This is a genomic window from Halotalea alkalilenta (genome assembly GCF_001648175.1).
In the GTDB taxonomy this organism is placed as follows: Bacteria; Pseudomonadota; Gammaproteobacteria; order Pseudomonadales; family Halomonadaceae; genus Halotalea; species Halotalea alkalilenta_A.
The window spans coordinates 747,400-760,444 of record NZ_CP015243.1; the positions used below are offsets into that span (position 1 = coordinate 747,400).

A 13,045-nucleotide genomic window follows, 5' to 3' on the forward strand; every position below is an offset into this window, starting at 1 on the left:
CTTGAGCTGAGCCAATGGCTTGTGCAGCAAGGATGAGACGCCATAGCATGGAAAGCTTCGTTCGCATTCCAGGTGTTCCTCCATGGCGTCGAGCTATCTTCGCGACGAACTCCGCGCGTCGCAGTGGCAGCGCGAATACGTGCTCGCTCCCTATGCTCGTGACGACTTCGCCCTGATCGAAGCCTACCGGGTTCGCAGGCGTCGTGACGGCAGCCTCGACGGCGTCGAGTGGGTAGGGATCGCCGACATCGGCGATGAATCCGACTCCCTCGATCGTCGGCTGGCCGAACTGGCGGCTCGCCAGGGCGACGGCGAACGCCTGCGCCTGGATGACGACGGCGGCCGGGAAGCGCTCGAGGCGCTGCTCGCAAGCCGACGCTTCTATCTCCACAACGTCGATGGCCTCGCGCTGCACATGGGTGATGCCCGAGCGGTGCGCTTCGACTGGCGTGCGCTGGCCGGGCGCGCGCCGCGCTACCGGCTGGTCTGGCTCGCCCTCGATCCCGCGCAGGGCTTCGAGCGGCTGCTGACGCTTGCGCCGCCGCACTATCTGGATCTCAGCCATGGCCTGGTGGGGCCGCTCGACACCGGATTGCCGGTCGAGCTGGCGGTTCGCGCCGCCGCCCAGGCGCCGCTCGACGTCGATGCCGCCGAGCGGCTGCGCGCGGAGCTCGTCCAGTGGTCTCCGGCGCCGCCGCCGCCGCTGACCGCCGCCCTGGCGGATGCCTTCGCGCCAGTGCCTCGCCTGACCCTCGGCAGCCTCCGCGAGCGCGTGTTCCAACCGCGCAGCGGACGCATGACTTTGCGTCAGCGCCACCGCGCTGCGCTGGCCTTCGACTACGGTGGCACCCTGGCGTTTGGTGAGACCCCGAAGGCGTTGGTGGTCGAGCGCGACCAGCGGCGCTGGCAGGTGACCCGGCGCTTCGAGACCGAGCGCGCGGCGCAGCGCGAGCTCGCCGCCTGGGGGCTCAAGCGTGCCGCCCGGCGTAGCGATGCGCTGAGTTCCGCAAGCGGCGATGCGTTCGAGATGAACGGCGAGCGCGGCTGGCTCAAGTTCGTCCGCGAGGCGCTGCCCAAGCTCCGTGACAGCGGTTGGGAGGTGGTGATCCAGCCCGACTTCGCCTTCGATCTGACCCCGATAGACGCTTGGTTTTTCGATTTCGACCCAGAGGCTGCCCATTTCGAGGTGGTGTTCGGCGTCCGCGCGGGCGGTTACCGTATCGATCTGCGCGCGGCGCTGGCACGAGCGATCCTGCGTGCACCGCAGCGTTTCTCACCGCAGACCCTCGCCGCCGGTGGCGAGGAAGCGGCGCTGGTGCTTGAGCTGCCAGCGGAGACCGATCGCCCGTCGCTGCGCTTGGCGCTGCCCCATGCACGGCTCGAAGCGCTGTTGAGCGCCTTCGAGGAGCTGCGTTTCGACCCCGCCGCCTTTGCCGAGGGCGAACCGCTGCGCTGGTCGCGGCTGGAGCTCGCGCGACTCGCGCCCTTCGCCTCCGATGCCTACGAATGGCCGGCCAAGGTATCGCTCGATGCCCTGGGCTCGCTGGACGCAGTGCCGCTCGACCAGCCGCCGCAAGGGCTCCAGGCGACGCTGCGAGGCTATCAGCGCGAGGGATTGGCCTGGCTGCGCGGGCTCGATCGCATCCACGCCGGAGGCCTGCTGGCCGACGACATGGGGCTCGGCAAGACGCTCCAGGTGATCGCCTTCCTGCTCGGCGAATTCGAGACCGAACGTCTCGACCGCCCGGCGCTGGTGATCGCGCCGACCAGCCTGCTGGCCAACTGGGAGGACGAGCTGGCTCGTTTCGCCCCGAGCCTCGCAGTGCTGACCCTGCACGGAGGCGGGCGCCGGGCGCTGCACCAGGAGATCGACCGCCATCAGGTGGTGCTCACCTCCTATCCGCTGCTCGCCCGTGACGTCGAGCTGCTCGAACAGCGCTCCTGGCGGGTGCTGGTGTGCGACGAGGCGCAGATGTTGAAAAATCCCTCCAGCCGCACCGCGCTCGCGGCCCGGCGGCTGAAGGCCGACCTGCGGCTGTGCCTGAGCGGGACCCCGGTGGAGAACCACCTTGGTGAGCTATGGTCGCAGTTCGAACTATTGATGCCCGGCTGGCTCGACGATGCCAGCGGATTCACCCGCCGCTATCGGCAGCCGATCGAGAGCCGTGGTGATCGTGCCCGACTCGAACTGCTGCTCGCGCGGCTGCGCCCTTACCTGCTGCGTCGGACCAAGGAAGAGGTCGCCGCCGACTTGCCCGGCAAGAGCGAAATCGTGGTTCGCGTCGAGCTCGAAGGGCGCCAGCGCGAGCGCTACGAGGAGGTTCGCCGCAGCATGCTGGCGCGGGTCGAAGAGGCGGTCGCCGCACGCGGGCTGAGCGGCAGCCGGATGGTAGTGCTCGAAGCGCTGCTGCGGCTGCGCCAAGTGAGCTGCGATGCCCGGCTGCTCGAACCGCTGGCGGAGCGAGGGCTGCGTCCGGTCACGGTCGGCGGCGACTCGGCCAAGCTGGTGACCCTGCTCGAGATGCTGGCACCGATGCTCGAAGCCGGGCGCCGGGTGCTGCTGTTCTCCCAGTTCACCTCGGTGCTCGCACTGATCCAGCGTGAACTCGAGCGGCGCGGCTGGCGCTACCTGCTGCTGACCGGCGAATCGCGCGACCGCCGCGAGCCAGTGCGCGCCTTCCAGGCCGGCGAGGCGCCGCTGTTCTTGATCAGCCTCAAGGCCGGCGGCGCCGGGCTCAACCTGACCGCCGCGGATACCGTGATCCACTTCGACCCATGGTGGAACCCAGCGGTGGAGAACCAAGCGATCGACCGCGCCCACCGCATCGGCCAGGACAAACCGGTATTCGTCTACCGGCTGATCGCACGCGGCACCGTCGAAGAGCGCATCCAATCGATCCAGCGGCGCAAGGCAGCGCTCAGCGACACGCTGCTCGAAGGTGAACGCGGCCTCGATTGGTCGTTCGACCACACCACCCTGCACGAACTGTTCGCCCCGCTCGATTGAGGCTGCGCCCTCCTCGGCGCCCCGCCCAGGTCCCTCGACAGGCGTCCCCCGCTGTCCCGCTTGGCCGAAGGCTCAGCGAGCGGGACGCCGCTCGGGACGAACGGGAGGGGGAGTGGCGCCAAGACTCGATACCCCCCCCACCCCGTTCGCACCACAGCCGTTCATGGTGGGCCAGCATCCGTTCGTGGTGAGCCGGCGAGGGCGCCATATCCGCTCGTGGTGAGCCGGCGAGGAACGAGCCGAGTCGAACCACGGCCCACCTCCCAAGGCCAGGCCCTCATATCCTTTCGTAGCGAGCCAGTGAGGCTCCTTCGACTCGCTACGCTCGCTCAGTCCGGGGGGAGGAGCGGTTGAAGATGGCCAATCGCGAAAGCAGGGCAACGCTCAGCCCCAGCATCAGCCAATTGATCCCGCTCCAGCCGATCGTGCCGATGCCGACACCGGCCGCTGCGCTGCCGACGAGGGCGGCGAGGGCGTTGGCCAGTTCCATTGCGCCCTGGGCGCGGCCGCGCTCCTCTACGGCGTGACTCTGGGCGAGCAGCGCGGTGCCGCTGACCAGCAGCAGGTTCCAGCCCAGGCCGAGTGCCAGCGAGCTGAGCAGGAAGGCGGTGAATCCTTCTCCGCTGAGTGCGATCGTCGCGCTCGCTGCCAGCACCAGGGCGCCGGCCAGTGCCATGTACCTGGCACTGAATCGATCGACCAACGGGCCTGCGAAGAACGCCGGCAAGAACATCCCGATCACATGCCACTGGATCACTGTCGCGGATGAACCGAAAGGATGGTGGACCGCGTGCATCGCCAGCGGGGTCGCGTTCATGACCAGGATCATCAGCCCTTGACCGGTCGCGGTGACCAGCAGCGCCAGGCGAACGTCGGGTCGCGCCAGCAGCGCGCGCAGCGGCGTTTGCGCCCCTGGCGTCGCGGGCGGCGGGGCCGGGGCGTGCAAGCCCGAGAGTATGACCAGCGCCAGTACGGCGAGCAGCCCGATCAATAAGTAGGCGCCGAGGTAAGGGACGCTCAGCGCATCGCGGCCGTGCACCACAAGGCTCGGGGCGATCAGCGCGGCGCACAGGCCGCCGCCAAGGACCAGGGCGATCGCGCGGCCGCGCTTGGCCGGGTCGACCACCTCCAGCGCGCAGTGGCGATAGAACATCGCTGAGGCCTGATAGACGCCAAGGGCCAGGGTTCCGGCGCAGAACAGCCAGAACTGGCGTTCCAGCAGTGCCCAGGCGCAGATCATCGCGCCAATGAGCCCCGCCAGCGCCCCGAGGCGCAGGCCGAAGCCGCGCCCGCGACGCTGCATCAGGTTGGAGAGCGGATGGGTGGCGAGCAGCCCGCCGAGCACCTGGAGCGCCAGCGGCAGAGTGGCGAGACGTTGCCAGGGAGAGAGTTCCAGTCCCACCAGTCCGGTCAGGGTGATCCCGGCGATCGATGCGCTCCAGAACAGCGCCTGGAGGCAGAAGAGTCTTAGCAGTACCGGGTTCATCTGTTCTCTCCTGCGGTGAAACGGGCTCGATAGGCGCTCGGCGAGACCGCTAGATGCTTGTGGAACAACCGCCGCAGGTTCTCGGCGTGCTTGATCCCTGTCAGCCGCGCGACGGTGTCGATGCCGACCTGGCCGTCGTCGAGCAGGCTGCGCGCGGTATCGACCCTTAGCCGTTCGACATAGCGCCCCGGTGGCATGCCGAGCTCACCGACGAACATCCTCGAGAGGCTGCGCGGCGTGGTACAGGCGCGCTCGGCCAAGCGCTCCAGACATAGATCCTGGTCGAGATGCATGGCGATCCACTCGAGCAGCGCGCCGAGCTTTTCGCTGCGCGCGTCAGGCACCAGCAGTGCGCTGAACTGCGCCTGCCCGCCGGGACGGCGGACGAACATCACCAGTCGGCGTGCCACCGCGAGCGCGAGGCTGCGGCCGAGATCGGCTTCGATCAGCGCCAGGGCGAGATCGATTCCGGCAGTGACGCCCGCGGAGGTGAACAGGTGCGGGTCTCCGTCGCGAGCCGAGGCATCGAAGGTGTGCAGCCGGTCTCCGTCGACCGAGACCAGCGGATGGCCGCTGGCCAGGCGCGAGGCGTCGGCCCAGTGGGTGGTGGCGAGACGGCCGTCGAGCAGGCCGGTGGCGGCGAGCAGCAGCGCCCCCGAGCACACCGAGCCGAGCCGGCGTACCAGCGGCTCGGCCCGGCGCAGCCAGTCGATCAGTGCGGTATCGCCGAGCAGCGCTTCGACCCCTTCCCCGCCGGGCACCAGCAGGGTGTCGAGCGAGGCCGGCGAGCAGTCGGTGTAGGGCCGATCCGCGACCAGGCGGATACCGGCGGAGCTTTCGATCGCGCCCGCCTCGGTGCCGAGCAAGCGGATGGCATAGGCCGGCTCGGCCGCGCGCCGGGCAAGTTCCACGTTGGCCGAGGCGAACGCCTGCAGCGGGCCGCAGACGTCGAGGCTCATCACTCCAGGGTAGAGCAGGCTGGCGACGGTGCGGATGGGCGGCGGACTGGTCATCGTGGCATCTCGATGGGGAAGATGCCTCGAGTGTGCGGCCGTGGCGCGGCGTCCACAATGACACCGACCCCACGGATTCGGACGATTCGGCCAGGGCGTGCGGATTGGCCTCTAGGGGCGCTTGGCGCGCCGGGCGAGAATCAAGGCAACGACCAGCACGATGAGGATGCTCGCTATCGCCATGATCAGGATCACCGTCGGGCCGGCGGCGCGCCAGAAGGCGATCGCTTCCGGGTTCGCCTCACGTGCGGCGAGCGCTTGAGGTGAGCAGGTGAGCCAGGCCAGTGCCAGCAGTGGCAAGGAGGCGAGACGTGACATGAGGACTCCAGTAGTAGAGCGGCGCGGTGAGGGTCAGCGCCGACGCTCGAGGCGCTCGACGCCATTGGTGCGGCCGAGCAGCAGCAGGTCCGCGCCGCGATGAGCGAAAATGCCGTTACAGACCACCCCGACGATGCCGTTGATCCTGCTCTCCATCGCCTTGGGCTGCGGGATCGGGAAATCGTAGAGATCGAGGATCTGGTTGCCGTTATCGGTCACCACGCCCTCACGGTAGATCGGCGAGGCACCCAGTGCCACCAGCTCGCGGGCGACGTACGAGCGCGCCATCGGGATCACCTCGATCGGCAGCGGATACTGGCCGAGCTGGGGCACCCACTTGCTTTCATCGGCGATGCAGATGAAGTGGTCGGCGCAGGCGGCGACGATCTTCTCGCGAGTCAGCGCCGCGCCGCCGCCCTTGATCATCGCAAGCTCATGGTCGATCTCGTCAGCGCCGTCGACATAGAACGGGATGCGCCCGACGCTGTTGAGCTCGAGCACCTCGATGCCGTGGTCGCGCAGCTGCTTGGCGCTGACTTCCGAGCTAGCCACTGCACCGAGGAAACGATCGCGCAGCGGCGCAAGGGCGTCGATGAACAGGCTCGCGGTGGAGCCTGTGCCGATGCCGATGACTGTGTCGCGTTCGAGGTGCGGGGCGATTTCGTCGAGGGCGGCCTGGGCGACGGCACGCTTGAGTTCATCCTGGCGGGTAGCGCCGGAGGGGGATGCAGGCATGGCTTGACTCCGCGGTCGCCGCCTTGCGGCGACGTCGAGTAGGGTAGCGAACCCGGAGATTATAGGCTGCCCGCCCGGGGGAAGCGAAACCGTGGCGCCCTTATCGACTCGGTAACCACGCACCCGATGGGGCGAGCGTTGCTGCCTCGCTTGGTACTGGACGCGTCGACGCGCGCCTGATACCAATGGCGGACTGAGCCGCTTCGTTTCGCCCGCAGGGCGAGGTTTCCATTTCGCCGCGGCACCCCTGTCACCCACCGAACCATGCCTTCGCCGTCGCCAAGGTCTTTTCAAGCCAAGCGACGCGTCCGCTGTCTGGACCTGGAACATGCCTGACACCTCGATGCTCGAGTCGTACGTCAAGAAGATCCTCACCGCGAGGGTCTACGAGGCGGCGATCGAAACTCCGCTCTCTCCCGCCCCCTTCCTCTCCGAACGACTGGGCAACCGCGTGCTGATCAAGCGCGAGGATCTGCAGCCGGTGTTCTCGTTCAAGATTCGTGGCGCCTACAACCGCATGACCTTTCTCAGCGAGGAGCAGCGCGCCAAGGGCGTGATTACCGCCTCGGCCGGCAACCACGCCCAGGGCGTGGCGATGGCGGCGCGCCAAATGGGGGTCAAGGCGGTGATCGTGATGCCGAGGATCACGCCGGAGATCAAGGTTGCCGCAGTGCGTGCGCGGGGCGCGGAGGTGGTGCTCGAGGGGGATGCATTCAACGCTGCGCTCGATCACGCGCTCAAGCTCCAGCGCGAGTTCGGCTACACCTACCTGGCACCGTTCGACGACCCCGACGTGATCGCGGGCCAGGGAACCGTGGCGATGGAGCTCCTGCGCCAGCACCAGGGGCCGATCGATGCGGTGTTCGTACCGGTTGGCGGCGGCGGGCTTATCGCCGGAATGGCCGCCTACATCAAGTACCTGCGTCCCGAGATCAAGGTGATCGGGGTCGAGCCGGAGGACGCCGCCTGCCTCAAGGCCGCGATGGACGCAGGGGAGCCGGTGACCCTGGCAAGCGTCGGGCTGTTCGCCGAAGGGGTGGCGGTGGCGCGGATCGGCGAAGCGCCGTTCGCACTGCTCAAGGATCTGGTCGACGAGGTGATCACGGTGACCACCGACGAGGTCTGCGCGGCGGTCAAGGACATCTTCGAAGACACTCGCGGGCTCGCCGAAGCCTCCGGCGCTGTGTCGCTGGCGGGCCTGAAGAAGTACGCCAAGCGCCCCGGCGTCTCGGGGCGCACGCTGGTGTGCGTCAACTCTGGTGCCAACACCAACTTCGACCGGCTCCAGCACATCGCCGAGCGCGCCCAGCTCGGCGAGCAGCGCGAAGCGATCATCGCGGTGACCATCCCCGAGCGCCCGGGCAGCTTCAAGCAGTTCTGCCAGAGCATCGGCGCGCGGATGGTGACCGAGTTCAACTATCGCTACGCCGATGCTCAGGCGGCGCGGATCTTCGTCGGCATCCAGGTCGTCCCCGGCGGCGAGGACCGGCGTCGCGCCATCGCCCGGCTCGAGGAGGCGGGCTACCCGGTCGAGGATCTTTCCGACAACGAACTGGCCAAGCTGCACATCCGCCATCTCGGCGGCGGCAGGCCACCGGTCGGCGACCGCCAAGGGGTGGAGGAGGCGCTCTATCGATTCGAGTTTCCCGAACGTCCCGGCGCGCTGATGAACTTCCTCAGCCACCTGCCGGAGAGCTGGAACATCTCACTGTTCCACTACCGCAACCACGGCGCCGCCTATGGCCGGGTGCTGGTCGGCATGCAGGTACCCACCGCCGAGCTCGAAGGGCTCGAGAGCCACCTCGACGAAATCGGCTATCGCTACTGGAAAGAGAGCGACAACCCCGCCTACAGGCTGTTTCTGGCTTGAAATGGAGTGTGCAGCGAGGAGAGTTTGTTTCGGCGCTAATGATTGGGCCATTGGCTGCGGCGAATGGCCCGACGCGCTGAGCCGCAGTCATCCGCATCGAGGTGACGCGCTGGCGGGAAAGCCGTTCAGCGATGGCGGCGCGGCTACTTTGCGTTCAATCCCGTTCTTGAGCCGCTGCGCGGCATCGGGATTGTCATCCGCGATGTATTCAATGATACCCAGTGAGTCTTCACGAAAGGCGGCAATGGTTCCCTTTCGTGGATCAAGCTGAGCGCTAGTTCAATGCAGTCCGCAACCGCTGCTCTATCTGCGTCTGCCGCAGCAGCGCTGCCGGTTGTTGGCGCAGGCCCCACGGTACTGGATCCAGGTGCCGGCGCTGTTCTTCTGGATATGGGTTTTCTGGACGAGGCTATAGGGGGGCTGCCAATGGCACGGTTGGTCGGGGAGCGCATGGAAAGCATGAGCCTCTCAACGTTTTTTCCGGGATTGGAGGAAAAGCCTTGTTTTGATCACTAGAGTCACGATCAGGATCATATCCAGCAGGATGAAGAAAATCATTGCGCTTAGGGCCAATGCTTTCTGATCATCCTGGGTGAAAAAATGCCATGCGAGGAAATAGGTAATCATGAACAGAAATGGAAGTGAGAAAAGCAGGAGCCATAAAGGCGCCTCCCTGCCGACCCGCTCGGCTCGTTGTGGCAATCGTTGCCGAGGATAGGGGGAAAGAGGCAGATTTTTGACCAATCGGCGGTGGATGAAGTAGAAAATCATGACGATCAGGCCTCCCAGGAAAAGTCCGAAGAAATAATGTCCGGTACTAAATGCAGGAAAGATGACAAAAAATTGGATACCAAAGGCAGAGGAATAGAGCGCCAGCAGCTTGCTCTTTATCTTTTCGGTGACGATATAGCCACGATCTCTAAACTTACCATGATAGATAATGGTGCCATCTTCTTTGGTTTCAAAAAAAATTCCCGAGTCCTCTCGAGCGCATTGGTCTATTCCTCCTGTTCGAGACGCGTATGGTGTGGAAAAATACGAACCACTCAATGTTTTGTCTGGATCTTATGAAAAGTCTTATTTTGATCTCCGAGGTCATATTCATAGAGAGCGCAGTCATACTGGGGAGGCCCTTTGTTTTTTATCGCCTTGGACAAAAAGCCAGGTGTAGTAATGAGAGAAGATGAGGAATAAGAATGCGAGAAACCAATAGTGTGTACGGGCGTTTTCCTCTCTTAGCCAAGTGATTTTCAGTGCAATACTATGTATTATTTTATCTGCCGACGTTTCTTTATGTAGTCGAAAAGATGCTTTATCCTGACGGCCAAGCATAAGAGCGCCCATGCATTGAGTATGAGTAGGAAGATCATGCTTGCAAACGCCAAAAGCTCGTGATCATCCTGGGTAAAGAAATGGTTTGCAACAAAATATAAGAGTAGAAGTAAGATGGGGATGCTTAAAAATCCCCAGATAGGCATGTTTCTTGCGACTTGATCGACCCTCTGAGGGAAGCGCTGGCGCGGATAAGGAGATATCGGGAGGTCCTTCACCAGTTTTCCATGGGCGTAGTAAAAGATCGCTACAACTACTGCCGCGATGAATAATCCCAGCAGCCTGTTTCCGTAGGAAAAAATAGGAAAGATGACGAAGAGCTGGGTAGTGAATACGAAAGTGTAGAGTGCCTTCAGTTTACGCTCTATCTCCTCGGTAATGATATAGCCAGGGCCACGGAACTGGCCATGGTATATGATGACGCCATCTTCCTTGCGTTCGAAAAACGCATATCCATACCCGTCCAAACGCATTGTCCTAATCCTCTAGCTTGCTTCTCTTATCCGTTCCCTTTTTCGTCGCTTGGCCGTTGCTAGTCGCTTCGCTGACTGCTTCGTGCCTCGATCCGCTCATCCTTCCTCTACCAGATTTTCACCGTTAAACAATGTCTTGGTAGCCGAAATTCGCCCTCGACCGGGGTGAAAAAGAAAATCCGTCTCCGGCCTCGCCGCAAGGAATGCGGTAGAGGCTAAGCGCACGGATCAATGTGAAGGCCGGGGCTGCTAGCAGTATAGCCGGGGGAGAAAAGCCTTTTCTTAGACAAATCTTAATGATATTCACTTACATTTGAGTCAGTGTCGTATTAACCCTATGCCAGTTAGCTTTTTCGTGCTGACTTATTATAAATCTCCCGGCGCCACCTATTTTTGTGGTTGACCCAAGTCGTTTAGATCGTGCCTTGCTTAAAAAGAAAATCATTCGAGGTGAACGATGACGATGCAAACAGCTTCTGCGATGACCGTCTGGGGATATTATTCTCCTCCAACGCAACCGAATTATGCTGGCGGCGGGTTCACAATGGCTGGCGTACATTTCAGTAGTGGCAGTGGGCCCACGGTGCCTACTTACTATATTTATAATTTGATCGGTCAAAACAATGACTATTACTATGAAAACTATGAGGATGAGTCCAGGCATTATGTTGATCCTGAAAGCAAGAAAGGAACAGGTGATGCTTTGTTCAATCATTTGATCCCTGAGGTAAGCAAGCTGCCAAAGTATATGGGTGAGCTGTTCAGCTCCGTTCTTACGGAGGGGCAGTTTTCCGCACTGAAGGGGGTTGCGCTAAAGAACAACGTCATTACACAGGGCATGTTGAGCTGGGGCAGCGTGAACTCGGAGATCAATAGCGGTACACCACCGGCTGTAGCCATTGGTACTGAGGCGGCCATGCTGGCATCGAATGCTGCGATTGGCCTGGTTTACGCGGGTGTGGTTTATGGATTAAGCCTCACCGGAGGTCCTGCAGTCATAGGCGGTATCGCCATTGGGTTTGCAGCTTCTTTAGGATTAGAAGCGCTAGGCTTGAGAGGTGCCGCTAGTAATTTGATCGGCTCCGCGCTTGGCAATCTGGGTATGCTGGGACAGGAGACGGGACAGAGTGCGAACTCCAATGTCATGTTCCTTCAATCATCTCTAGCGAGTGCATCGAGTGATTTAGAGCCAGCTGATGAGTTGGTTGTTTCCGGTTACCAATTTTACCGGGCATTGAAAGAAATCTTGGATCATCCCGAAAAATACCCGAGTGCTGAAGAGCATATAGGAGACATCGTCTCTGCTATCGGAACACACTTCCTGGCCGAGGAGGTGGATCAAACCGAGCAGAGTGAAAATGCGGTAAATGACCGGCCGCTGCCGGAGACGATTCTGTTCAGTGCGCTGGAAACCCTGGAGGGGCTCAAATCCTTCGTGGCCGAAGGGGATGGTTCCTTCCTTTTTATCGGCGACGAGGATGCGAACGAGATGATCGGCGGTGACGGGTTCAACTGGTTCATGCCGCTCAGCGATCCGTCTCTCGACAACAAAGTCATCGGTGGAAAGGAGGGATACAACGTCCTCGATTTTTCTTTGAATCAACAGGGCATCGATATCTTCATCAGCGGCAATGATAGGATCGATGAGTGGATCGACCAACGTGCCGCCGATGCAGGGGTCGATAAGTTGACCAACTTTTTGTTTCGTGACAATGCACTAACGGCTCTTCGTGGTAAATATGTCTTTGAGGAGCTGGATGCACCTTCGCTGTCTTTCATGTCGGCAGAAAAATATAAGAATATCGACTACATCATAGGCAGTGCTTTTGACGATATCATCATTGGTGATCTGCTGGGCGGCATGACGATCAGCGGAGGTTCGGGAAACGACACCATCGTAGTGCATGGGGGCGGAAACCGTATCGTCTTCAGGGATGAAGATTTCACTACGCCTGGCTCGGGCGAGGGCATTACCACAAAATACATCCATGGCCTGACCACTGAAGACGAAGCTTATTATTTCAATGGCAGAAATTACATTCCCGAATCGATGGGAACAGGCGGGACGGGAGGGTTCCGGATCGATCCCGACGTGTTGGATTTCTCCAACCTGGATGGCGACCTCAACCAAGAAGGACATCAGCAGATCGTTTTCATTGGCGTCGACGTTTTTTCCGGCACGCCGGGAGAATTGAGGTACGTGACTGAAACCGTGGGAGAGCGATTCGAGATTCCTATCATCGTGGATAATGGCTGGCAGTCATCGACGGTACGCCTCGAGGGTGACCGCACGGGGGATGGCGAGGCCGATTTCTTCATCGAATACACCGCCTACAACAACCCTTCGATTGGCAGTCCCTATCCCGCGGACCAGAACCGGGAGCCGGGTTTCATCAACTGGGAGATCGGCGAAGGCAACCTATTCTTCTAATCGTTCAGTATCGGAGAGCGGCAGCTTGACCAAGCGGCTGGTTGCCGCTCCCCTTGGTAAAGAGAGCGACAACCCCGCCTACAGGCTGTTTCTGGCTTGAGTCGCTGCGGGGCGTTTCACGTGAAACGCCCCGCTGGCGGTGTGCGGTTCATGTGCGTGATCGTGGGCGCTGCCTGCCGAGGCGGTGTCCTATGCGGGCAAAGGCGTCAAATGGGGGCGTTTTACCCCGCTACTCCTGGGATTGACATCGCCCCGTGGACAGTATCCTCACTTCTTCAGACCATGATCGCGCCATCGCTCGGAAGGTGAGTCTTCCCGCCGGACCCTCCTTTTCGGGGCTGTCTCCAGCCCATTGAGCCGCTTCGGCGCTTTTCTCGACT

General features: G+C 62.2%; 9 protein-coding genes. 3 read left to right on the plus strand and 6 right to left on the minus strand.

The window, feature by feature from the left end; genetic code table 11:
- The first annotated feature begins 82 nt into the window (after positions 1–82).
- Complete coding sequence (locus A5892_RS03345; RefSeq protein WP_082890239.1) at positions 83–3,007, plus strand: DEAD/DEAH box helicase; 2,925 nt, start codon at positions 83–85, stop codon at positions 3,005–3,007.
- Between the two features lie 319 nt (positions 3,008–3,326).
- Here A5892_RS03345 and A5892_RS03350 read toward each other — a convergent pair whose 3' ends face one another.
- From A5892_RS03350 to rpiA, 4 genes are all read right to left on the minus strand, one after another.
- Positions 3,327–4,493: an MFS transporter gene (locus tag A5892_RS03350; RefSeq protein WP_064121597.1), complete on the minus strand. Its 1,167-nt coding sequence runs from the start codon at positions 4,491–4,493 to the stop codon at positions 3,327–3,329.
- Positions 4,490–5,506 (minus strand): GlxA family transcriptional regulator, encoded by a 1,017-nt coding sequence (locus A5892_RS03355; RefSeq protein ID WP_064121598.1) that lies wholly within the window; start codon positions 5,504–5,506, stop codon positions 4,490–4,492. Before A5892_RS03355 ends, A5892_RS03350 begins: the two co-directional genes overlap by 4 nt.
- A 111-nt stretch (positions 5,507–5,617) precedes the next feature.
- Positions 5,618–5,824: a hypothetical protein gene (locus A5892_RS03360; RefSeq protein WP_064121599.1), complete on the minus strand. Its 207-nt coding sequence runs from the start codon at positions 5,822–5,824 to the stop codon at positions 5,618–5,620.
- 33 nt (positions 5,825–5,857) lie between these two features.
- Positions 5,858–6,559, minus strand: coding sequence for a ribose-5-phosphate isomerase RpiA (gene rpiA / locus A5892_RS03365; protein WP_064121600.1), 702 nt, complete (start codon positions 6,557–6,559; stop codon positions 5,858–5,860).
- Between the two features lie 328 nt (positions 6,560–6,887).
- Here rpiA and ilvA point away from each other — a divergent pair, with 328 nt between their 5' ends.
- The gene (gene ilvA / locus A5892_RS03370; protein ID WP_082890240.1) at positions 6,888–8,429 is read left to right on the plus strand and encodes a threonine ammonia-lyase, biosynthetic; all 1,542 of its coding nucleotides are present in this window, start codon (positions 6,888–6,890) and stop codon (positions 8,427–8,429) included.
- Positions 8,430–8,897: 468 nt separating this feature from the next.
- Here ilvA and A5892_RS20120 read toward each other — a convergent pair whose 3' ends face one another.
- Positions 8,898–9,479 carry a hypothetical protein gene (locus A5892_RS20120; protein ID WP_150123467.1) on the minus strand — a complete coding sequence of 194 codons (582 nt, stop codon included), beginning with the start codon at positions 9,477–9,479 and terminating at the stop codon, positions 8,898–8,900.
- A 218-nt stretch (positions 9,480–9,697) separates the two neighbouring features.
- Entirely contained in the window at positions 9,698–10,234 is a 537-nt protein-coding gene (locus A5892_RS03380; protein ID WP_064121602.1) for a hypothetical protein, read from the minus strand.
- 457 nt (positions 10,235–10,691) lie between these two features.
- Here A5892_RS03380 and A5892_RS03385 point away from each other — a divergent pair, with 457 nt between their 5' ends.
- Positions 10,692–12,665, plus strand: coding sequence for a hypothetical protein (locus A5892_RS03385; protein ID WP_150123468.1), 1,974 nt, complete (start codon positions 10,692–10,694; stop codon positions 12,663–12,665).
- The last annotated feature ends 380 nt before the right edge of the window (positions 12,666–13,045 follow it).